The 24,733-nt window shown below is 27.3% G+C and carries 19 protein-coding genes; 12 read left to right on the top strand and 7 right to left on the bottom strand.

Going from position 1 to position 24,733, the window contains the following annotated elements; genetic code table 11:
* The first annotated feature begins 13 nt into the window (after nt 1–13).
* Nucleotides 14–3,673, top strand: coding sequence for an endo-beta-N-acetylglucosaminidase (locus HCG76_RS12745; protein ID WP_221700782.1), 3,660 nt, complete (start codon nt 14–16; stop codon nt 3,671–3,673).
* Nucleotides 3,674–3,752: 79 nt separating this feature from the next.
* Nucleotides 3,753–5,600, top strand: coding sequence for a beta-N-acetylhexosaminidase (locus HCG76_RS12740; protein ID WP_221700781.1), 1,848 nt, complete (start codon nt 3,753–3,755; stop codon nt 5,598–5,600).
* A 53-nt stretch (nt 5,601–5,653) separates the two neighbouring features.
* Here the strand turns inward: HCG76_RS12740 and HCG76_RS12735 are convergent, their stop codons facing one another.
* From HCG76_RS12735 to HCG76_RS12725, 3 genes are all read right to left on the bottom strand, one after another.
* A complete protein-coding gene (locus HCG76_RS12735; RefSeq protein ID WP_221700780.1) occupies nt 5,654–6,931 on the bottom strand; it encodes an ABC transporter permease in 1,278 nt (425 codons plus the stop codon).
* On the bottom strand, nt 6,931–7,845 hold the full coding sequence (locus HCG76_RS12730; RefSeq protein ID WP_221700779.1) for an ABC transporter ATP-binding protein: 915 nt from the start codon (nt 7,843–7,845) through the stop codon (nt 6,931–6,933). The genes HCG76_RS12735 and HCG76_RS12730 overlap by 1 nt, the downstream gene beginning before the upstream one ends.
* A 291-nt stretch (nt 7,846–8,136) precedes the next feature.
* A complete protein-coding gene (locus tag HCG76_RS12725) occupies nt 8,137–8,856 on the bottom strand; it encodes a hypothetical protein (protein ID WP_221700778.1) in 720 nt (239 codons plus the stop codon).
* 232 nt (nt 8,857–9,088) lie between these two features.
* On the opposite strand from HCG76_RS12725, the gene HCG76_RS12720 reads away from it, so the two are divergent.
* The 4 genes from HCG76_RS12720 to HCG76_RS12705 all read left to right on the top strand — a co-directional run bounded on the left by HCG76_RS12720 (nt 9,089) and on the right by HCG76_RS12705 (nt 13,749).
* Nucleotides 9,089–10,225, top strand: a complete 1,137-nt coding sequence (locus tag HCG76_RS12720) for an NAD/NADP octopine/nopaline dehydrogenase family protein (RefSeq protein ID WP_221700777.1) — start codon at nt 9,089–9,091, stop codon at nt 10,223–10,225.
* A gap of 104 nt (nt 10,226–10,329) precedes the next feature.
* A complete protein-coding gene (locus HCG76_RS12715) occupies nt 10,330–10,803 on the top strand; it encodes a hypothetical protein (RefSeq protein WP_221700776.1) in 474 nt (157 codons plus the stop codon).
* A 222-nt stretch (nt 10,804–11,025) separates the two neighbouring features.
* Complete coding sequence (locus tag HCG76_RS12710; protein WP_221700775.1) at nt 11,026–13,455, top strand: MGH1-like glycoside hydrolase domain-containing protein; 2,430 nt, start codon at nt 11,026–11,028, stop codon at nt 13,453–13,455.
* Nucleotides 13,456–13,596: 141 nt separating this feature from the next.
* Nucleotides 13,597–13,749 carry a hypothetical protein gene (locus HCG76_RS12705; protein WP_221700774.1) on the top strand — a complete coding sequence of 51 codons (153 nt, stop codon included), beginning with the start codon at nt 13,597–13,599 and terminating at the stop codon, nt 13,747–13,749.
* Nucleotides 13,750–13,806: 57 nt separating this feature from the next.
* Here the strand turns inward: HCG76_RS12705 and HCG76_RS12700 are convergent, their stop codons facing one another.
* Nucleotides 13,807–15,057, bottom strand: a complete 1,251-nt coding sequence (locus HCG76_RS12700) for a dicarboxylate/amino acid:cation symporter (protein ID WP_221700798.1) — start codon at nt 15,055–15,057, stop codon at nt 13,807–13,809.
* 278 nt (nt 15,058–15,335) lie between these two features.
* On the opposite strand from HCG76_RS12700, the gene HCG76_RS12695 reads away from it, so the two are divergent.
* Nucleotides 15,336–15,743: a hypothetical protein gene (locus HCG76_RS12695; RefSeq protein WP_221700773.1), complete on the top strand. Its 408-nt coding sequence runs from the start codon at nt 15,336–15,338 to the stop codon at nt 15,741–15,743.
* Nucleotides 15,744–15,794: 51 nt separating this feature from the next.
* A complete protein-coding gene (locus tag HCG76_RS12690) occupies nt 15,795–16,079 on the top strand; it encodes a hypothetical protein (RefSeq protein WP_221700772.1) in 285 nt (94 codons plus the stop codon).
* Between the two features lie 230 nt (nt 16,080–16,309).
* Here HCG76_RS12690 and HCG76_RS12685 read toward each other — a convergent pair whose 3' ends face one another.
* The 3 genes from HCG76_RS12685 to HCG76_RS12675 all read right to left on the bottom strand — a co-directional run bounded on the left by HCG76_RS12685 (nt 16,310) and on the right by HCG76_RS12675 (nt 19,781).
* Complete coding sequence (locus HCG76_RS12685) at nt 16,310–17,056, bottom strand: FAD-binding oxidoreductase (protein ID WP_221700771.1); 747 nt, start codon at nt 17,054–17,056, stop codon at nt 16,310–16,312.
* Nucleotides 17,057–17,199: 143 nt separating this feature from the next.
* The gene (locus HCG76_RS12680) at nt 17,200–17,841 is read right to left on the bottom strand and encodes a hypothetical protein (RefSeq protein WP_221700770.1); all 642 of its coding nucleotides are present in this window, start codon (nt 17,839–17,841) and stop codon (nt 17,200–17,202) included.
* Complete coding sequence (locus HCG76_RS12675) at nt 17,841–19,781, bottom strand: hypothetical protein (RefSeq protein ID WP_221700769.1); 1,941 nt, start codon at nt 19,779–19,781, stop codon at nt 17,841–17,843. Before HCG76_RS12675 ends, HCG76_RS12680 begins: the two co-directional genes overlap by 1 nt.
* Before the next feature lie 228 nt (nt 19,782–20,009).
* Between HCG76_RS12675 and HCG76_RS12670 the strand changes: the two genes are divergently transcribed.
* The 4 genes from HCG76_RS12670 to HCG76_RS12655 all read left to right on the top strand — a co-directional run bounded on the left by HCG76_RS12670 (nt 20,010) and on the right by HCG76_RS12655 (nt 24,470).
* A complete protein-coding gene (locus HCG76_RS12670; protein ID WP_221700768.1) occupies nt 20,010–20,909 on the top strand; it encodes a D-alanine--D-alanine ligase in 900 nt (299 codons plus the stop codon).
* A 15-nt stretch (nt 20,910–20,924) separates the two neighbouring features.
* On the top strand, nt 20,925–22,367 hold the full coding sequence (locus HCG76_RS12665) for an aminotransferase-like domain-containing protein (RefSeq protein ID WP_294174256.1): 1,443 nt from the start codon (nt 20,925–20,927) through the stop codon (nt 22,365–22,367).
* 162 nt (nt 22,368–22,529) lie between these two features.
* Nucleotides 22,530–23,876: an MATE family efflux transporter gene (locus HCG76_RS12660; RefSeq protein ID WP_221700797.1), complete on the top strand. Its 1,347-nt coding sequence runs from the start codon at nt 22,530–22,532 to the stop codon at nt 23,874–23,876.
* Between the two features lie 267 nt (nt 23,877–24,143).
* A complete protein-coding gene (locus tag HCG76_RS12655; RefSeq protein ID WP_221700766.1) occupies nt 24,144–24,470 on the top strand; it encodes a hypothetical protein in 327 nt (108 codons plus the stop codon).
* Nucleotides 24,471–24,733 lie beyond the last annotated feature (263 nt).

The following is a 24,733-nucleotide window of genomic DNA, read 5'->3' as shown; positions in this document are numbered from 1 at the left end:
AGGGGGAAGAAAAATGGCAAAAAGAAGTATTAGAAAAAGAAGACATTTACAAAAGGTAGCATCTTGTGCAATAGCTATTGCTATTGGAACTACAATGATATCAGGGTATTCTTCTAGTGTTGGAGCTACTGCTTTAGAGAGAGCAGCTATAGTAGAAAATTACAGTGTTTCAAATTCACTACAACCTACAGGAAATGCTTATAATATTCAAAGTTTATTAGACTGGAGTCCAGAAAGTGATACAGCTGCAAGATATAATAGAGCAACTATTAAGCTACAAGATAGATTTACTGGACCTGTAGTTAATGCAAATGCAAATCCAAATGCTAAAATAATGAATTGTGCTTTAACAAATCCTCAAACTGATAATGCACCATCTCAAGGTGGGGATACAGAAAATGCATATGTATTCTCATATTGGCAATATATTGATTCTTATGTTTACTGGGGAGGTTCAAGCAGAGGAATATTTGTTTTACCTACAGCAGATGTAATTGATGCAGGCCATAAAAATGGTGTTCCAGTATTGGGAACTGTTGGATTCCCATGGGGACCAAGTCCAAATGGAGATAATGCCTATGTAGAACAAATAAAAGAATTTTTAGTTAAAAATGAAGATGGAAGCTTTCCGGTTGCTGATAAAATGATTGAAATGGCAAAATTCTATGGCTTTGATGGATGGTTTATAAACCAAGAAAGTTATGGTTGTGGTAAGGAAGAAGCTGATTTAATGGTTGAATTCTTCACATATATGCATGAAAAAGAACCAAGTATAAGAATTGGATGGTATGATTCTATGACTACAGAAGGTCCTGTTAAGTACCAAGATTCACTTAATCCTTTAAATGTTGGATTCTTCCAAAAAGATGGAAAAACTGTAACTGATGAATTTTTCTTAAATTATAACTGGGACAGAGAGTCATCATCATTCCCAGAGTTAAGTAAGGTTGATATGAGTATAAAAACTGCAAATGAAGCAGGAAGAAGTCAATATGATGTATTTGCAGGGGTTGAAGTTCAACAAAATGCATATAATGATAAATTCCCAGTAGAACACTTATTGGATGAAGAAGGAAAATTAAAGCTTTCATTAGCAATGTATTGTCCAAACTCAACTTTCTCAATGGCTAAAGATATAGAAGACTTCTATAAACATGATCAAAAGTTCTGGGTTGGTGGTTCAGGAGATCCTTCAAGCTCTAACACAGAAGATAAGTGGGTAGGACTTGCAAACTATGTTGCAGATAGATCAGCTATAAATACATTACCATTTGTAACTAACTTTAACTTAGGACATGGACAAGCATATTATATTGACGGTGAATTATCAAGAGATAAAGAATGGAATAATAGAGCAATACAAGATTATTTACCAACTTGGAGATGGATAGTAGAATCTAATGGTTCTAAATTAACTCCAGATTTTGATAGAACTGATGCATATAATGGTGGAAGTTCACTAGTAGTTAAAGGAAATTTAGAAGCTGCTAATCCAAATCATATTAAGTTATATAGCACTAGCTTAAATGTTACAGATGCTTCAACAGAATTATCTATAACTTATAAAACTCCTTCAGATAAGAATAATATGCAAGTTGGATTATGTATTGGAGATAGCTATGATGAATCAAACTTTGTATTCTTAGATGTAGCTGATGGTACAGCAAATGAGTGGAACACAGTTACTATACCATTAAATGAATATGTTGGAAAAACAATATCTGCAATATCATTAAAATTTGATAGTGAAGAAGATGTTGCTGATTTTAAAATAAATATAGGAAATATTTCTATAGAAGAATCAAGTAAAAACACTAAATTACCAGCAACAAGAAAGATTACTTTAGATGATCAATTATTCCATAATGCACAAAAAGCAGAAGCAAGAATTTATTGGGAAGATGTAGCTGGAGCAGATTATTACGAAGTATACAGAGTAAAACCAGATGGAAGTAGAGAATTTATAGGTGCTACTTATAATGATTCTTATTATATATCACCATTTAAGAGATATGGTAATGAATCTTCTTTCAACTTTGAAGTTGTAGCAGTTGATAAAAACTTTAATAGAGGGGAAGCTCAAACATTAAAATTCAAATGGAATATGGATGCTAATGATACAGAAGTTCCAGATGAAATATCTCCAGTAAATCTTGCATTAAATAAACCAGTTAAAGCAAGCTCTGAAAACTCAGGAGAACCAGCAATAAAGGCGGTAGATGGAACTGTTGAAAATAATAGTAAATGGTGTACAACTTCAGGAATGTATGGTGGATGGTTAGAAGTAGATTTAGGTGAAGAAAAGACTATCCAAAGATGGGTTACTATGCATGGAGAAGCTGGTGGAGAAGCTAAAGATACAAATACTAAAGACTTTAGATTGCAAGTATTAAAAGGTGAAGAATTTGTTGACGTGGATGTAGTAACAGAGAATGAAGAGGGAATAGTTGATAGAAACTTAGCAGAACCTGTAACTGGACAAATATTTAGATTATATATAGATCATCCAGGAATTACTCCTTGGAAGGCTATTAGAATATATGAATTCCAACTATTTGAGGACACATATGAACCTACTACAGAGAATATACCAATGCATACAGTAAAGGCAACAAATAATGAAGGTGCAACTGATGAAGTATTATTCCAAGAGGTTCCAGCAGGATATGAAGTATTATTATATAAGAATATAGATGATACAGAAGCTTTTGCAAGTACTATAGCAGGAGAAACTGGAGAAGTTAGGTTTATGAATTTAGACTTCGGTACTGAAGAAGGAAGAATTTACTTTGCTGTAAAAGAAGAAGGAAAGCAACCAAGTATTAAGTTAAGCGTTTCTTATGATAATGAAGCATGGGATGTAGCTAAAATACCAGGTGAGTTTACTATCTCTGAATATAAAGTTAATCCAAGAGAAATATTACAAGGAAAGTATTATGCAACATTAGAAATTGCTGATTTACAACCAGGTGATATTGTAAATTACTATGATAGCATAGATGATGAATTCCCAAGTAAGGTAAGTGTACCTGTAAGTGACGAAGAAAATTCAACAGTATTAAAACCATTATTATTAGATTCAAATGGTGGAGAAATAATACTTGAAGTTAAGAGGGCAGGAATGAAAGCTACTCCTAAATTCAAGGTAGTATACAATGAAGATAGAGAAGCTGAATCAAAAGGTAAGTTACAAATAAATGTTAAAGATAATAATGATGAAGCTGTAAAGGGAGCAAAGTTTGAAATTTTAAATGGTGATGTTGTTATTGAAACAATTGAGACAACTGAAGTAGGAGAAGTTTTAGCTAAACTTGATCCAGGTACGTATACTGTAAGATATACAGGAAACCTAGAGTCATATGAAGCTCATGAGGAGGTATATGAAATAACTATTGAGGCAGCATTTGATGAAGAGGAAATAGATTTAACATTAGAAAAAATAGAAAAAGATGATTCAGATGATGATTCAAATGGAGGATCAGATGGTGATTCAGATGATGATTCAGATGATGATTCGGTTGAAGTAAAGCCAAATAAGCCAAATAAGCCAAATAAGCCAAATAAGCCAAATGGATCTCTTCCACAAACTGGGGATTTAGGAGCTATAGGGTTAATAGGACTTTCAGGAGCTTTAGCAGCTATTGGTAGAGTATTTCTTAAAAAGAAAAAATAAAGAATTATTATAATTAATTTAGGAGAGATATTTAATATCTCTCCTTATTACTAAAATATAAATCAAGGGAGAAAGCAATATGTATATTATACCTAGACCACAAACATTATTTGAAAATGAAGGTAGTTTTAAATTAAAAAGAAATACAGAAATAAATTTAGATTATATATGTAGTTTTAATGACTTAGAGGCAGTAATAGAATTACAAGAAGAAGTTAGCTCTAAGTTTGGATTTAAATTAAATATAAATAAAAACTTAAAATCAGATGTAGTTAAGAATGCTATAAATATAAGAAAAATTAGTGGTTTAAGTGATGAGGAATATAAAATATTTATAGAAGATGAATATATATTAATAAATGCTAGCGAGTCTAAAGGGATTTTTTATGGGATTCAGACTTTAATTCAAATTTTAAAACAAAGTACATCAAATATACCTAAATTATTTATTGAAGATAAACCATATTTTAAAAATAGAGGATTCTATCATGACGTTACTAGAGGAAAAGTACCTACTTTAGAGACATTAAAAGAAGTAGTAAAAAAGGCGTCTTTTTATAAAATTAATCAAATTCAATTATATATAGAGCATACATTTGCCTTTAAGGGAATGAGTGAAGTATGGATAGATAAAGATCCTTTAACAGCAGAGGAAATAATATTATTAGATATGTATTGTCAAAAAAGAAATGTAGAGCTTATACCATCACTTTCAACATTTGGGCACTTATATGAAGTTCTTAGAACAAAATCCTTTAAAGAATTATGTGAAATGTCAGGAATGGAAAATGATATTTACTCTTTTATTGACAGACAAGCTCATCATACATTAGATGTAACTAATAATAAAAGTTTAAATTTTGTAGAAGGTATGATAGAACAATTCCTACCTTTATTCACATCCGATAAATTTAATATTTGTTGTGATGAAACTTTTGACTTAGGAAAAGGTAAAAGTAAAGAAGTTGCTGAAGAAATTGGAACAGGAAAACTATATTTAGACTTCTTAAATAAAATTGTACATATAGTTAAGAAGTATGATAAGAAAGTAATGTTTTGGGGAGATGTTATATTAGGTCATCCAGAATTATTAAATGATATTCCAAATGATTTAATTTGTTTAAATTGGAATTATTCATGTGAAGTAACTGAAGAGCAAGTAAAGAAAGTAGCTGAAACAGGTAGAGAACAATTTGTTTGCCCTGGAGTCGGTGGATGGAGTCAGCTAATGAACTTTATGGATAATGGATTCGAAAATATTAGAAGAATGGTTAGATATGGAGTAGAATATGGTGCTACAGGAGTATTAAATACAGATTGGGGTGATTATGGACATATTAATCTTTTAGCAAATTCAATTCCAGGAATGGCATTTGGAGGAGCATTAGCTTGGAATCCAAGCTATGAATATAGTAATGAAGAGTTTTATAGTGATTTATCATTAATTGAATATGAAGATAAATCAAGAAAATTAGTTTCTATATTAAATAAGTTATCTAAAAATCAAAAAGCAGGATGGTCTGAATTAGTTATATGGAAAGAAAGATATAATACAGATGAAGAACTTAGAAATAAAATAAATAGTATAGCTCCAAATGATTTAATTAATGGCTATAATACAGCGAGTGTAGTAGAGGAAGAGTTAATAGAGTTAGCAGGAGCTGTTAATAATAAAGAAGATATTCAAGAATTTATTATTTCAGCGCAAGGAATAAAACTAATCAATCTTTTCTTTGTAGAATTATTAAAAGATAAATTTGAAGAAGCTGATATTATTAATTTATATGATAAAATATCATTAGCTGAAGAATTAGAAGTATGGTTTGATGAATATTCAAAAGTATGGAGAAAAAGAAATAAGGAAAGTGAACTTAATAGAATAAGAGAAGTTATAAAATATTCAACAGCTTATTTAAGAAGCATATAACAAAAAAAAGGTCTTGCCATAAAATTGTTTTTGGCAAGACCTTCAATTTTTAATTAAGATATTTTTTCTTTCTTAAACCATTTTAAAGCATTTCTTAGTTTAATAGGATTTCCATATATTAAAGTACCTAATCTATAAATCTTAGCAGCACCAAGAGCAGTTAATATAGTTGAAATTAATAATATAATAAATGAAATTATTATTTCAAGGTTAGATACAGTACCCATTGCAACTCTTATAAGCATTGTCATTGATGAACTGAATGGAATAAATGAAGCTATTTTAATAAGTAAGCTATCACTATTTGTTAATCCAAACATACTTATAAAGAAGACAATAACGAAAATCATAGTTATAGGACCTATACTAGAGCTAATATCTTCAGTTTTAGAAACTAAAGATCCTAAAGCTCCGAAAATAAATGAATAGAATAAGTATCCAATAGCTCCGAATAAAATAAATGTTAATAGTATATTACTTGGAACTTTAAATACCCCATCTAAAATACCATTCCAAGCCTTACTATTTAAAGAGTAAGTTATCATTCCTGAAGCTAAAATTATTCCAACTTGAAGGAAACTAGCTAAGGCAGCTGCTATTACCTTTCCGAAAATAAGGCTATTACTACTAGCACTTGTAACTAAAACCTCTATAGCTCTATTGCTCTTTTCAGATGTGACAGAAACTGCAATAAGCTGTCCGTATAATAAAATCATCATATACATTGCAAAGATAAATATATATACATAAAAGAAGTTATTAGCACTATCTTTTCCTAAGATAGTAACATCAGATTCAAATGAAGGATAAATTACAGATTGTAAATCATTTATATCTAAATTATGTTCTATAGCATAAGTCTGTTGATTTAAACTAGATAATAAATTTTCAAAGATCATTTGATTTGTATCAGTAAATCCAGAATTATCAACTAGATATGAATATTTATTTAAACTTTCAAGTATAAAACCAGCTTCAGCATCTCCAGCTTTAATTATGTTTTCAGCTTCAGCAGTAGTATTTACTTTGGTCCAACTAGAGTTTGTAAAAGCTGTTTCAAGAGTATTTAAATCAGGTAAAATATTATTGTTGTCTACAATAACATAATTAGCTTTATTTTCATCTATAACTTCATCAGGAGTTACAGATGAAGATGGATCTTCAGAAGAAATAGGAGCTAGTTGTGGTATAAGTTTTGACATATCAAAAAATGATGGTAGTGATAAACCTATTACTAATATTATTGAAAAAAGAATAGTTGTAATCATGTATCCTTTATTTTTAAAATAATTACTTAATTCAAAACTTAATACGTTAAAAAATTGCTTCATTATTCATCACCTGCCTTTAATACAAAAATATCTGTTAATGAAGGTTCATATATTGAAAATTTTTCGATATCAATATCAGAGTTAATAATAGTTTTTAAAAGCTCGTTTTTAGTAGAGTTTTTAGAAAGTTCTAATACTAAAAAGTCCTTTTTTACTTCATAAACAATAACTAAATTAGAAAATTTGCTTTCACAAATTTCTTTTAGTTCTTCTAGTGTGTAATTATTTGCGCTTAGTATAATTCTATTTCTACCAAAATCCTTTTTTATCTCTTTTAAATTTCCGCTTAGTGCAATATCACCTTTATTAATTATTGCAATATCTTCACAAAATTCTTCAACATAACTCATTTGATGACTAGAAAAAATAACAATTTTATTATCAGTAATTAAATCATTAACTACATCTTTTAAAATTTGAGCATTAACAGGATCTAAACCGCTAAATGGCTCATCTAATATTACTATTTCAGGATTACAAACTAAGGTTTGAGCTAATTGTACCTTTTGCTGATTACCTTTAGATAAAGTATCTAGTTTTCTATTCTCATATTCTTCAATACCTAATCTTTTAAGCCATTTTAAAGTATTTTCTTTGGCTTCTTTTTTACTAATACCTCTTAAAGATGCAAGATATACAATTTGTTCTGTAACTTTCTTCTTAGGATATAGGCCCCTTTCTTCAGGTAAATATCCTATTTGATAATTAGTAGGTTTAAAAGGTTTACCATCAATTAAAATTTCTCCAGAATCACCTTTGAAAATATCCATTAATATCCTGATGGTAGTTGTTTTACCGGCACCATTTTGACCTAACAAACCAAGTGCTTTTCCGCTTTCTACTGAAAATGAAATTCCGTGTAAAACTTCATTTCCAGAGAAACTTTTACGTAGATTTTTTATTTCTAGTTTCATGGAAATAATCCTCCTTATTACATTAGATAAAATAAAATAACTCTAAAAAAGTTAACATCAATATTATTAAGAGTTATTTTATAACTTATTATAAAGTAAAAAATATAGAAAATCAATACTTTGTTAAGAAAATTTTAACAAAATATACAATAAACTAACAGAACTATTTCCAAAATTAAGAAAGAATTAAGGTTAGTTATGTAAAGTAATAAAACTGTATCAAAAAATTATTCTATAAATTAATAAATTTTTTTGATACAGTTCCATAAATATTTAAACAATATACTGTTTTTAAACTAAAAAGAAAATAGCAAAAATAGTTGTTACAGCTAAGCCTATATATACAGGTAATAAATTTTTTCTAGCTAACTCAAATGGAGAAACATCACATATAGCTGCAACAGGTATTACTGCTCCAAAAACTTTAAAAGCAAATTGAAAGCCATTAACGATATAAGGAGTTATTTGTTCCATAGTGTTAAACTTAAAGCTACCAATAAAAATTATTATTAGTAGAAGTAAAGTTGTTCCACCAACTAGTGCAGTAGCATCTCCGCCAGTTAATGAAAATATTATATCGATAAGATATCCTACGAATACTAATAAAGCATAAAATTTCTTTTTTTTGCAGGATAGCTTGATAATAGGAGTTTCTATATCCTTACATTTATTAGTTGGACCTCCTATGTCTGTATCTGATAAAGGATTTTTTTTGAAATCTCGTACAATTATAATAAAAGCTATAATGGTAGTGGTAAGTCCCATAACTATCTCAAGTGGAATAAGAGTGCTGTTTAGCTCTGAAATAGTTATTCCAGCAGAATTAGAAGTAAGCCTTGAAGCACCTTGAAGTATGATGTCACTTGATAGGGCAATACCATGTCCAAATAGATTCATTGCCATTGCAGCAGAAAGTTTTGGAAGAACAACCTTTTGAGCTACAGGAATTAGTACAGCTCCAATTAAAGCTACTGCAGGGGAAGGCCAGAAAAACCAAGATATAATCATCATATATTGATTAATATATTACAAAGTATGAGAAAATTTTACAATATGTGATTCTAGTGAATAATTTATAGTAGATAGTTTGAAATATTCTTTTTATATATTATAAAATAATGTATATTTATATTATAGTAAAAAAGATAGATTTATGAGTAAAAGTTTACAAAAGATATACAATTATAAACATAAAAAATGTTAAAATATAAATAAGCATTTTGATGAAATTAGGAGGAATAATATGAATATTTGTATCATAGGAGCAGGAAATATAGGAACATATTTAGCTGCATATATTTCAATGAAAGAAGAGAATAAAGTGTGGTTACATACTTCAAAGCCTGAAAGCTTTAAAGAGACTATTGCCCTAATAGAGGAAGAAAAAAATATAACACATGATGTGAAAATTCATTGTATTACATCAAGTTATGAAGAGGCTGTAGGAAATGCAGATTATGTATTAATAACATACCCTTCATTTATGATGGAAAAAACATTTAATACAATACTGCCATTCTTAAAGAAGGGAACAGTTATAGGAGCAATTCCTGGATTTGGAGGGAAAGAATATTTAATAGATGCTTTAATAGAAAAAGGATGTATTTTCTTCGGAACTCAAAGAGTACCTTCAATAATAAGATTAGAAAAGTATGGCGAATCAGTAATATTAAAACAAAAGAATCCATTTATGAAAATTAGAGTAATTCCAGGTGAGTATTCAGAAAAGATAGCAGAGTGTATGACTAATTTTATAGATATTCCATGTATACCATTAAGCAGTTACCTAGCAATTACTTTATCGCCATCAAACCCAACAATGCACCCATCAAGATTATATGAATTATTCCATGATTATGTTGAAGGTGAAACAGTATATGATAGAAATCCTTTATTCTATGAAGAATGGGGAACTATGGCATCATCTGAATTGTTGAAATTAGATGAAGAGTTAGAATTAATATTTAACGGATTTAATGAAAATAATGATTTTAATCCAGAGGATATTGAGAAAATAAAGTTAAGATATAATATACAAAAGCCAGAGGAGTTAAGCCGAAAGATAAATACAGCACCAGGATTTATAGGAATTGATTCTCCTATGATAGAGGTTGAGGGAGGATATATTCCAGATAAAAATTCAAGATATTTCATTGAAGATATTCAATTTGGATTATGTATTTTAAAAGCTTTTGCAGAATTATTAAATGTTAATACACCAGAAATAGATAAGGTTGCTACATGGGGACAAAATTTCTTAGGAAAAGAATATATAGTAAATGGTAAGCTTTCAGGAAAGGATGTTTCTGAATTAACTATTCCTCAAAATAGGGGAATTAATACTAAAGAAGAATTAATAAAATATTATAAGAATTTATAGTATTTTATTAAGGGTAATATATTTGCAAAATTGAAAGTTATATACCGAATTAATATAAATTTTGTTATAATATAGTAATAAGGGGATTTAGGAGGAGTATAAAGGTGGAAGAGGTTTTTGAACAATTTATTGAATGTGACAAAAGAAAAACTACAAGTAATATTTTAAAGGGATTGGCTATGGTTTTCTTTGTGCTTTCAGCATTCTTTTTAACAATATCACTACTAGTTTCAATAGTTATGGGAGTAATAGCATTAGCATTATTTATTTTAAGTTTTTTAAGTTATGTAGAATATGAATATGAGTTATTCAATGATACTATAAATATAAGTAAAATATATAATGAAAGCAGAAGAAAAATTGTTAAATCAATTTCTATTGCAGATATTAGAAAAGTATATGAAAATAATGCTAATAATAATAAAAATAACAAAGCATTTTATAATAGTAATATTAAAGGATTATCAGTTTATACCTTTGAGTTAAATGATAATACAAAAATTGAGCTTGCGTTAAATGATAAATTAAAGAGAAGAATTGGAATTGTTTATGCACAAAAAATAGTTCGTCAATTTTAGAAAATTTTAAAATAAACTTCTACATGATAATTTTATTATGTAGAGGTTTATTTTTTTATAAAACATTTTAGTAATTTTTTATTGATATAAATTTTATTAGTAGAATTAAATTTTGAGTTTAATTTATAAAGCAACTATTATCAAAATTCTTATTTATAAATAAAATTTAAAACTATTGAAGATAATAATTTATGGAAATATAAAAAAGAAAGGATGAAAATCATGATAAGTAAACAGGTTAAAAAAATAATTGCATATGCACTTGTCGTTTTTTCATTAATTTCTACTATGGGATCAATAAAGGTTTTTGCTGAAGGTAGCAATCCTAAGGTTACTGATTTTGTTAATGTATTAGACGTAACTGGGAATCCTAAAGTTGAATTAAATGATGACTATGATACAAATGTAGATAATCCATTTTCAGATATGGGTGCTTGGCATGCATATTATTTAGCAAGAGATGGTGTAACAAATCTTTATGGAGGATTTCCTGGACCATTAATTATAGGGCAAGAATATCCAATAAATATGTCAGATATATTTAGTAAATTAACTATAATTAATTCAGAAAATAATACACCATATGACTTGTCAACTGCAAAAGTTACTTTTAATTCATATCCAGGTAAGTTAGTAGAAACTTATGAACTACAAGACTTTACTCTTAATTTACAACTTATATTTGCTAATGATAGAACCGCACTAATTAAAACTGAAATTTCAAATAAATTAAGCAATGATTTATCATTAAACTTACAGTGGTCAGGTGAGATATTTAATAAGTCACCATATACAATAAGTAAAGATGAAGCAGGAAATAAAAATTATAATTTAAATCAAACCTTAGAAGCAACAGATAAAGGGATTCAAGTAAATTTTGATGATATAAATTCACAATGGAGTTTCTTCTCAACTAAAGAAACTAAATTTGTATGTAGTCATGAAGGAAAGGTGGAAACAACTGTTGATGGAAATACTTATACAAGTAAGTTAGTTGATGCAGTTAAAATAGCACCAAATGAAACATATAAGACTTTCTCAACAGAATCATATACATTTACTAATGATGAATTAGATAAGGAAAAAGGTAAAGTTGATGAAATTATAAAAAATGGAGATAAATATTTTACAGATAATGAATCAAGATGGCAAGGTTACATAGATAAAACTTTTGCAAATTTAGATAAGGTTCCAGATGTAAGTTATCAAAATGCCGCAGTAAAATCTATTATAACATTAATTACAAATTGGAGAAGTCCAGCTGGAGCAATAAAGCACAATGGTGTTATACCATCTCTATCTTACAAATGGTTTGTAGGAATGTGGGCTTGGGATTCATGGAAACAAGCAGTAGGAACATCACAGTTTAATGGAGATTTAGCAAAGGATAATATTAGAGCATTATTTGATTATCAAATTAAGAGTGATGATAAAATTAGACCACAAGATGCTGGAGCTATTATAGATGCAATTTTCTATAATCAAGATGAGGCAAGAGGTGGAGTAGGTGGAAATTGGAATGAAAGAAACTCTAAGCCACCTCTAGCAGCATGGGCTGTATGGAATGTTTATAAGGAAACAGGAGATAAAGACTTTTTAAAGGAAATGTATCCAAAGTTAGTTGATTATCATAATTGGTGGTATACAAATAGAGATCATGATAAAAATGGTATATGTGAATATGGTGGTATGGTGCATGACCTTAATAATAGCGATGAAGAAATTATATTAGCAGCAGCTTGGGAAAGTGGAATGGATAATGCAACTAGATTTGATGTAGAAGGTCAAGGTGCTGATGATATTGGAGTTAAGGTATTTGAAAATAAAGATAAAGATGGAAAAGTTATAGGATATTCAATAAATCAAGAATCAGTTGATTTAAATGCATATCTGTATGCAGAAAAAGGATTTTTAAAATCAATGGCTGATGAGTTAGGAAATAAATCTGATTCTAAAAAATATGTAACAGAAGCAAAAGCATTAAAAGATTACGTAAATAATAATATGTATGATAAGGAAACAGGATTCTATTATGATTTACAAATTAATGAAGATGGAACAGAAACAAAACTTCTTGTAAATAGAGGAAAAGGAACAGAAGGATGGATACCATTATGGGCTAATATGTCAGAAAAAGAGCAAGCAGAAGGTGTTAAAAATAATATGATGGATCCAAATGTATTTAACACATTTGTTCCATTACCAACAGCAGCAAAGGATAATCCTAAGTTTGATCCAAATAAATATTGGAGAGGACCTGTTTGGTTAGACCAAGCATTATTTGGAGTAGAAGCATTACAAAATTACAATTATTATGATGATGCAGTGCAACTTTGTGAAAAATTATTTAATAATGCTGAAGGTGTAGTATCAAACGGACCTATTAGAGAAAATTATAATCCAGAAACAGGTGTAGGATTACATACAAAAGACTTTAGTTGGTCAGCATCAAGTTACTATTTAATGTTTAGGGATACTTTAAGTAGAAATATAACTACATCACAGGTTGGATTAAAGGAAAGTACAAATGGTACTGAAGTAGTTGTTAAAGAAAATAACAATAATACAACAATTATTTTAGTAACTGTTGGAATAATAGCTGTTATAGCTATTGGTGGCTATATATACTATAGAAATAAAAATAAAAAATAGAAAAATACTATAAAATAAAGCCTTTATACAGCTTATATTTATCTGTATAAAGGCTTTATGTAACTTTATTTTAAAATTAATAATTATAAATATAATGATATATTGAAACAATAAGATTATATGAAGTGAGGTGATATTATAATGACAGAAAAAAGTGATGAAAAAAATTATAGTGATGGTTTAGTTGATGGTGTAATATCCTGTGAAGAAGAAGAGAGAAAGTTAAGACATGAAAATGATCCTAAATCAGCTAGTAAGTTTTCTAATATATTTAATTTTTTTAATTTAAATTAACATTAAAATACCCACTAATATATTTGTTTAGTGGGTATTTTAAAATACTATTTTATATTAAAGTTGAGCATCAAGTTGATTTTCATTAGAATAGAAAGTACTTTCATTAAGTTCCCCTTCTTGTTTAGCAACAATAGTAGTGCATATAGCATCACCAGTAACATTAACTGCAGTTCTAGTCATATCTAAGATTCTATCAATACCCATAATTATTCCAATACCTTCAACTGGTAATCCTACAGAATTAAGAACCATAGATAATGTTATAAGACCAACACCTGGTACACCAGCAGTTCCTATTGATGCAAGTGTTGCGGTTAAAATAACTGTAAGATATGCATTAAGTCCAAGTTCTATTCCAAAGGCTTGTGAAATAAAAACCACAGCTACTCCTTGCATAATTGCAGTACCATCCATATTTACTGTAGCACCTAATGGAACTGTAAAGGATGATATTTTTTCAGAAACACCAATTTCATTATCTAGAGTTTCTATACTTAATGGAATTGTAGCATTTGATGATGATGTAGAAAATGCAAAACTCATAACCGGGAAGAATTTCTTTAAAAATGTTAAAGGATTTAGCTTTGCAAATATTTTTAACATTGCCATATATGTTATTAAGCATTGGATAAATAGTGCTAGCATTACAGCAAATATATATTTTAACATTGGAGCAAAAGCACTCCAGCCTATGTTAGAGAAGGTAGTAGCAATTAGACAAAATACTCCAATTGGAGCAACCTTCATAACTATCATTGTCATTTTCATCATAATTTCATTAAACTCACTGAAAAAATTAGCTACTGTTTTAGCTTTTTCATTAAGCATAGCAAGGATAATACCTACTAATATTGAAAAGAATATAATTTGAAGCATGTTCCCATTTGAAAGTGCAAATATAGGATTGGTAGGAATTATATCTAAGATAACGTCAGATACAGAGTTTGCTTCACTTACTGTAGTTTCAGCCACTTGAATATTACTCATATCTAATCCTATACCAGGATTAATTAGTTTTCCTACACCAATAGCTAGTGTAATTGCAATTGCAGTAGTAACAAGATAAAACAATATAGTTTTTACACCAACACGACCTAGTTTTTTCGTATCACCTATAGCCATACTCCCACAAACTAATGAGCAGAATACTAATGGTACAACAAGCATTTGCATAGCTCTTAAGAAACCTTTTCCAAGAACTTTAAATATACCATTAATTAATATATCATCTCTTATTACTCCAGCTGGTACTAAACCATAAAGAATAATACCACAAATTGCCCCAAGTATTAAACCGATAAAAATTTTTGTTGTTAGCCCTAATTTTTTTTCATGTTAGCCCCCCTTATTGTAAGAAAAATGCATTAAAAAAAATAAAACTTGCATTTTTATAGATTTTACCATATAAATCAAAAAAATACAATATTCTGATAAAGCCTTTTTTATATATAAATATATAGAAAAGGCTTTAAATATGGGAAAATATATGAATAAAATAAAAAAAAACTTTCATTTTACATAAATGATTATAAAAAGTATGAATAAATTTAAATAAATTGTTAAATATAAATATGGTGATGTTTATGTTTAATTTAATATATTTAATATTAGGAATTTACTTGGTTAAGTTAATTACTATTAGAATCAACATGGAATATAAAAGAACAAAAAATAAGGGAAAATATGAAAGTAGTAATTGGATTAAAATTTCTAAAGGTAAAATAGAAGACTTAATCAATGAAACTAACAATATTTTTAGAAATAATAAAAATAATAATCTAGAAAAGGCACAAGATAAAATACAAGATAAAGAAGAATGGAATTTGAAGCGTAAGGAAGCATTGCAAAAAGCAAAATATAAATGTGAAGAGTGTGGAAATATAGCTAATTTAGATGTATATGAAAATAATATTAATAATAATGAAGTAATTGTATTATGTAAAAAATGTTACGAGGAGTCATTTGAAAAATTAAAGTTACATTATGAATAATAAATTTAATAATATTAACAAAAATAATATTTCGAGTAGGGAGTTTTTTGTATGAGTAAAGATATATTAGATAAATTAGAGTTGAAAAATAAAGAAAATCTTTCAAGTAATAGATTTAATGATGATCCCGTTAGAGCAATGAGTAGAAATTTAGAAGATTTAAAAATTAGTGACTTTACATCAAATAATGACTTTGTTCAAGATGATTTTGGTGTTATTGAAGAGAATTCTTATATAGAGTTAGAAAATATAGTTGAAGATGCTGATAAAGTAGTAAGTGAGAATAAAGATAGTAACATAAGTGGAATACCTTTTAGAATTGATAAAATTAAATAATTAATATAATGAATAAACTGCGAACTAAAGCTTAAGTCTGCAATTTAAGCTTAATCCCCCTAGAGTTAACGACTTGTCATACAAATTTGTAGCAAGAGTCGTTAACTATAAGTCGGAGAACTAAGAAAAACAATGAAGAGAAAAAATTAATATTCCATTTTTCGTTCTCACTGTAGTTCGCAATTTATTTAAAGTATGAAAATAGAATTTGGATAAATTACCTTTTTCCTTTAATTACTAAAAAGTTCATAATTAATTTTCGAATTATCTACTCCAAGCTCAATTAAAATACCTTCAACAGCCTTCATAAAAGGAGGTGGACCACAAAGATAAAAATCAGAATTTAAGTTTACGTTATTTTTAAGAAAATCTTTATTTACATAACCTGTAAAATCGTAATTAATGCCTTCTTTATCAGTATCTAAAGGGTGAGAGTAGAAAACAGTATTCTCTATTCCTCTAAATTGAGCTATTTGTTCTATATCATTTTTAAATGGATGTAAAGTTGAATTTTGAACTGCTTGTATAAAATGAATATTATTTCTATGAGAAGATTCTTCGTATAACATAGATAATAATGGTGTAACTCCAATTCCTCCAGATAATAAAACTATATCATTATTTTTATTATTTATAGTGAATAATCCAGTTGGAACCATTGCCTCAATAGAATCACCTATATTAAGATTTTCATGTAAGTAAGTGCTAATTAAACCACCATTTATTTTTTTTACACTTATTCTGTAAGTATCATCATTAGGAAACATAGATAAACTATAAGTTCTTATTACATCTTTATATTTAGGATCATCAGTTTTTATTTTGAAGGGTAAAAATTGTCCAGCTATATGTTTTACAAGTTTGCCTCCATCTTTTGATTTAAAATAAAATGAAATAATATCAGGGCATACCTGAACCTTGTCTACTAATACTAATTCTCTGAATCCGTTCCAAGAACCATTTAAAATATTACTCATATAAACATCCTCCCTACTATTAACTAATAATAATTATCTACTAATAATAACTTAAAGTCAAGTTCTTTATGGTATTTTTGACAAAAAAAGTTTATATAAAATACTATAATTATTTTAATGTATTTTATATAAACTATTCTTATTTATAATTTAATATTAGTTTTTTTAAGCTTTTCATTAAGATTAATTTCTTCCATAGAAAGTGAAGTTTTATTAATTAATCTAACATTAAATAGATAAAATAGTATTTGTCTTAAAGTTATAGGAAGAGTAATCATGATAATTAGACAAATGACTAATACAAAATTATTTTTAATATAATTATCTATAGTGTTAAAGAGATTTAAATAAACTTCTAAAGCAAATATTGAAATAAAACCTATCCAGCATATTGTTTCAAGAAAAATCTCAAAGTGGGATTGACGTTCGTATTTTGTTTCTTTATTAATATTAGGTAGTGTTTTATCAATTTTATTAGAAAATATTAATCTAAAATAATTTATTAATTTTCTAAAAAATTTAAATGGCGATAATGCTTGGATAAGGAAATATCCTAATATTATAGCAATAAATATAAGCAATGTATTTAAATTTAAATAGCTAGATAGATTATACCATTTACCAAAGTTAGTAAATAAAATAGTATTAAAGGATAAACTTATAAAAAACATAATGGTCCAATAGACTATTTTTTTTGATATTTCAGTTTTATTAGTTCTTATTTTATTTTGTAAAATAAAAACGATTATTCCAACTATGATTATTAATAATTCTAATTTAAACATTATAATAGCTCTCCATTCATAATATAGTTTTCATCAAGCTTATTTAGTGAATCTATATATTGATTATTTAATGTTAAAGAAACAATTTTATCATTTGCCCAAATCATAAACTTAGTTTTTATTAAAACAAAATTTTCATCTTGAATGTCAGGTGTTTGATCATTAAAGAATAATTCTTTAGAGCTAATTATAGTTGCTAAATTAAATTGACATAGGGTTGCTAAAAAGCCTTGGTATTCCTCTAAGCTACTTAAAGGACAGTACATAGAATATCCATTTTCCAATGCTTCTGTTAAAAGGTTAAAGCTTGAAACAAAGTTTTTTAATTTTAATAATATTTTTTCAACTCTTTCTTCATCACGGCTATCTATATCAGAAGATAAAAGTGAAAGCATTAGTAAGTTTTCAATTGAATCTTTAGACCTACCGACAACTTCTTTTGTAGATTTCGCAAATAATGGAGTTTTTTCTTTACCTTCCATTATGGCAAATATTATAGTTAGACCATCAATCAATATTGCAAAAATTAAACAAAACCAAGACATACTTATTTCTTCATTTAAAGTAAATAGATTAAGAACTGGTAAAACATAAAGATTATGAATTATATAATCTTCGTTATTAGAGTTAATTTTTTCTGTATTGCTAGAAATATGATTTAAAGTATATAGTGCACTTTTAACTTCAGAATTCATTAAAGAGTAAAGTTCCATGGCATTTTCTTCTGTAAGAGTTACATTATCAGAATAGTTGTTTCCTGTTGAATTTGTATAAACTATAGATTTTAAATCGGAAAAAGACTTCATAATATCTGAATCTTTTTTATTTAAAATTAGAAATTCATTTATTTGAGTTTGTAAATTATCAATAGAGGATTCATTTTTAATTATTAATATTTGAGAATTTAAATTTAATAAAATAGTAGTGAAAATATCTTTATCTCCATTAATTCCTTGGATATAGTTTTGGCAGTAGTCTTGTATTTTTAATAGTTTTTCATCTATAGTAAGAGAGTTTTCTTCAGAAGAGATTAAAGTATAAGAGGTATTTACCCCTTTTTCTAATTGTTCTTTTTTACTTTTAGTATCTATGCTTTCAGCAGTAAATTCATCAAGAGATTTACCACCTAAGATAGAGTTTACTTGAGCATTATATAATTCATTTTTTAAAGAAGAATCTTGTTTAGTACTATCTGTAATCATATTACCTATTGCAGCATTATATTTAGCCATATCTGAATAATACTGATCTAAATTATCACCATAGTTATTTATGTTAGGTTTGCTAACACTATTAGTTTGAGAATTTATGATGTTATTATCTATAGAAATATTAGCTATATCTTCTGATAACTTATTGTTATTATCAACTTCCATGCTTAAAGACGCATAGCTTGTACTTAAATCATTTATTAGATTAAGCATAGTTTTTGTTATAGAGCTTTTATTTGTTTCTCTTAAAGTTTCATATTTATCAGAAATATTACTATTTATTTGAGTATATCTTTCTTCTAAATAATTTAGAGGAGAATTAATATAATTATATATTCCTATATATGAAAAATAGGTAGAGCATAATGTGGCTAGAATTAAGACTATTAAAAATCCTTTTCTAAAATTAGACCTTAAAGTATGACTTACACAAAAAACAATAAGTTGAATTGATAAAGCAAATAATAGTGGAGCACTTAGGTTAAAAGGTAAGTTAATTCCACCAAAATAGACAATACTACCTTTGTAAGTAGTTGCTAATGAAATTAATTGTAATAATAATGTTACTAGTACAATTAACCATGCTAAAGATGTTTTATTAAAAATAATACTAGTTGAGTTTTCATCTGAAGAAGTAATCATATTTTCATAAAAGCGTTGTTGTTTTTTTATTTCACGTTTGTTATGACTATTACTAAATTTTTCTTTAAACTTATTTTGTAAATTCATAATATCCTCCTCAATGGTATATAAGTTAAATTATATATATTTTACCTATAATTTCCGAGAGAGTGTATAGGATTAATGTTTTTTTAAGAAAGTTTTAATAAATTATAAAGAGGTTATAAATTAATTATTAGAACCACAGTAAGTGAAAAATAAATAGAGTGTGGTGCTTTTTTGATTTATAAATAATTCATACAATAAACAGAGAAAAAGAAAATTAGGAGTGATAATATGAAAATTGGTGTAATTATGGGGGGGATATCTTCTGAAAGAGAAATTAGTTTGAAGTCTGGAGAGCAAGTAATTAAAAACTTAAATAAAGATAAATATGAAAAAATAATACCGATAATAATTAATTCCCAAAAAGAAGTAATAGAAAAGGTCAAGGAAATAGATTTTGCTTTTATAGCATTACATGGTAGATTTGGTGAGGATGGAACTATACAAGGGACATTAGAAACTATGGGAATTCCTTATAGTGGATGTGGAGTATTATGTAGTGCAATTTCTATGAATAAATGTTTAACAAAGAGATTGGTAAAAAGTATAGGTATAGAAACAGCATCTTGGATTACAGTGAAATCACTAGAAGATATTAATTATAAAAAAATACAAGAAATTGGATATCCAGTATTCATAAAGCCTAATAATGGAGGTTCTAGTGTAGCAACATTTTTAATAAGAAATGAAAGTGAAATAGAAAATGCAGTGAAAGAAGCTTTAAAGTATGATAAAGAGGTAATGATAGAAAAATATATAGATGGAGAAGAAATTACATCATTTATTTTAAATGGAGAAGTTTTTCCTACAGTTGTTATTAAGGCAAATATGGGTGAATTTTTTGATTATAAATCTAAATATGAAGAAAATGGTGCAAATGAAGAAGTAAGTTTTTTAGATAAAGAGCTTCAAAAAAGTATTAATAAGATTTCAAAAAGTATATGGGATGTTTTGGGTTGCAAGAGCTATGCACGAATTGATATGATAATAAGTAATAATATTCCTTACTTTTTAGAAATTAATACACTGCCAGGAATGACTACATCAAGTCTTATTCCTAAGAGTGCAAGAGCAAGAGGATATAATTTTAGTGAGCTTTTAGATATGATAATAGAATACTCACTTATGTAGGAGTTGAAAAGAGTGATATTTTCTAATATAGATTTTAATGATAATGAACCAATTTATATGCAAATAGAAAATTATATAAAAAAAATGATTGAAAATAATATGGTTGTTAATAATGGAAAGCTTCCTGCAACAAGGGAGCTTTCTAAAATATTAGGTGTAAGCAGAAATTCTATAATTACAGCGTATGAAAATTTAGAGGATCAAGGTATTGTTTATACTGTAAAGGGGAAGGGAACATTTATTTCACCAAATAAGTCAAAAGATAAAAATGGGTGGAAAATTAACTGGGAAGAGAAGGTTAATACTTATGGAAAAACATCGTATGATTTAGATATAATTAAGCATGAAATACCATGGGAAAAGAATTTAATATCTTTTAAAAGTATATCACCAGATGGTGAATTGTTTGATATGGAAGAATTTAAAAAAGCCTTTTTAAATAGTATTTCCATTGAAGGACATAAAATTTTAAATTATGGGTATGCAAAAGGTTATAAGCCTCTTATGGAATATCTTTTAAATTATATGAAAACTAAGGGTGTAGATATAGAGGGAAAGGATATTATAATTGTTAATGGATTTACAGAAGGATTAGAAATGATTCTTACGGCATATACAAATCCTAGTGATAAAATTATTTGTGAAAATCCAACTCATAATACAGCAATAAAAATTATGAGAGTTCATGAACTTGATGTAGTAGGTGTATCTATGAATGAAGAGGGAATAGATACTAAAGAGTTAGAAGAAAAATTAAGTAAGGGTGATATAAAACTAGGATATTTAATACCTTCATATCATAATCCAACAGGAATAGTAATGAAAGGTGAAAAAAGATATACTGTTTATAATCTATTTAAAAAATATAATGTTCCAATTATAGAAGATGGTTTCAATGAGGAACTTTTATATAATAGTACGCATGTATCTCCCATAGCAGCACTTGATAATGGCGGTAGTGGTGTTATTTATATAGGGAGTTTCTCAAAAATATTATTTCCGGGAATAAGAGTAGGGTGGATACTTGCTGATAAAAAAGTTATAGATATTTTAGAAAGTGTTAAGCGTTGTAAAAATATTCATACATCATTTTTAGATCAAGGGATACTTTATGAGTATTTAAGATCAGGTGCATTTGATAAACAGATAAAAAAAGTTAGAAAAGTATATAAGGAAAAGTATGAGTTTGCTTTAGAATGTATTAATAGATATGTTAAGCCAACTTTTGTATGGGGAGAAGGTGGGCTCCATATTTATATAGGGATAGAAGGCATAAATTCTAGGCAACTATTAAATGGATGTTATGAAAAGGGGGTAATATTTACTCCAGGTGATATTTTTTCAGTAGATAACATTTCTAATAATACTTTAAGGTTAGGATTATCAAGACTAACTCTTAATGAAATTGAAGAAGGAATTAAAATAATAGGTAGTATAAAGAATGAGTTAAAAAAATAATAAATTTTAATAAGATGAGAATAAACCGAAGTAGGTAATTAATTATTTAGTGAAGAGTTTAATTCTCATCTTAAAATTTGTTTTGCAAAAGACATAAAAAAATGTTATTCTATTTAATTGTGAAATAAAATGTTAGGGGGCGATAATTAGATGAAAAATAATATGACAAATGATATGACTAAAGGTAATCCTGTTAAGTTAATATTACTATTTTCTATACCATTGCTAATAGGAAATATATTCCAGCAATTTTATAGTATGGTAGATACAATAATAGTTGGTAGATTTGTAGGTGTTGATGCTTTAGCAGCTGTTGGTTCAACAGGATCTATGGTGTTTTTAGTAAATGGATTTGCAACAGGGTTAACTAGTGGATTTGCAGTTTTAGTATCACAAAGGTTTGGAGCAAAGGATGAAAAGGGTCTTCGTAAAGCTGTTGCCAGTGCAATAACTTTAACAGTTATTTCAGTAATTATAGTAACATTAATAAGCTTATTAGGAGCAAAACCTTTATTAAAATTAATGAATACTCCTGAAAATATCCTAAGTGATGCTTATACATATATAAAAATAATTTATGGTGGAGTTGTAGCAACTGTTGCATATAACTTAATAGCAAGTATATTAAGAGCATTAGGTGATAGTAAAACACCATTATACTTTTTAATTATATCTTCAGTTTTAAATGTTATTTTAGATTTAGTATTTATAATTAATTTCAAAATGGGTGTTGCAGGTGCAGCATATGCAACAATTATTTCACAAGGTATTTCGGCTATACTTTGTTTAGTTTATACTTATAAGAAATTTACTATATTAAGACTTAAAAAAGAAGATTTTAAGGTTAAAAGAAGATATTATCATAAACATTTAAAGATAGGAATTCCAATGGCACTTCAATTTTCAATAACAGCTATAGGAATAATGACAGTTCAAGGAGCTTTAAATGTATTTGGATCTACAGTAATTGCTTCTTATACAGCAGCATCTAAGGCCTTACAGCTTGTTATGCAACCAGCAATTACTTTTGGTGTTACAATGGCTACTTATTGTGGACAAAACCTTGGTGCTAAGGAATATGGACGTATAAAGCAAGGGGTTAAGGAATGTACTAAAATATCTATTATTACAAGTATTGTTGCAGGAGCAGTTTTAATATTCCTTGGGAAATACTTTGTTATGATGTTTATAAGCAATCCGGATGCAGAAATATTAATGTATGCACAACAGGTACTTAATATATCAGCTATATTCTTTATACCTTTAGGCTTAATATTTATATATAGAAATGCACTTCAAGGAATAGGTGATTCCTTTGTTCCAATGATGGCTGGAGCATATGAACTTATAGCAAGAGCTATAGTTGCCTTTACACTGCCAAGATATATAGAGTTTATAGGAATATGTTTAGCGGATCCAGTAGCTTGGCTTGCGGCATCAATTCCATTAGGAATTACTTATTTCAAAAGAATAAAAAGTTTATTAAAACATGGACATATAAAAGCATAAAATAAGTTAATTAAAGATGATATGAAATAATACTAAATTATTTTATATCATCTTTTCTTGAGGAGACATATTACTTGTAGAGTATAATAGTGTACTTGATGGAGAAAATTATGAAATAAAATACTAGGGTTTTACCAATATAATAAGATTTATAATGATAATATTAGTAAAATTAACTTAAATAAATAGAATTAGTATAAATTTGTAACAATGTTTGTAATTTTGCCGTATTATGAAGTGTTAGATAAGTTATAAGGGGAAAGAAAGTTGAGTACATCGGGAACAACGGCAACTTTAAATGACATTATTAATAACTTAGATGAAGATGATTTAAAAGAACTTTGTTCAAGTTATTGTGATGATACTAGCGCTGTTAATGAGCAAAATGAATTTTATACTTGTCAATTATTTAATTTATTACAATGTTATGGCTGTCAATTTATGAAATTGATATTGCTATTAATATTTTTATATGCATGGAATAATCAAGCGATTAATAACTATTTAATGACATCAAATTGTCAACTAACAAATGCTATTAGTGATATGTTACAAGATTGTATGGAGAATAATTGTAATAGTAAGAAGAAGTAAAGAATAACGTTTTCGTTATTCTTTACTTATTATATACATAATATATAAGAGAAATATTTTATTTGATTATAAGATAAAACTGTGAGTTATTAAATCAAGAAATGCAGTTAAGATTTTAAACTATATGATATATTATATAGTAATGGATTTAACTAAAATATTGAAAAAATAAATTAATATTATTAATTTTTTTCAGACTGTTGACAAAGTGTCAACAGTCTTTAATTTTATACAAATATGTAATATAATATAAAATATATTAA

This window comes from Clostridium sp. K13, from assembly GCF_019734195.1.
Classification (GTDB): domain Bacteria; phylum Bacillota; class Clostridia; order Clostridiales; family Clostridiaceae; genus Clostridium.
This window is presented reverse-complemented; position numbering and strand designations above follow the sequence as displayed.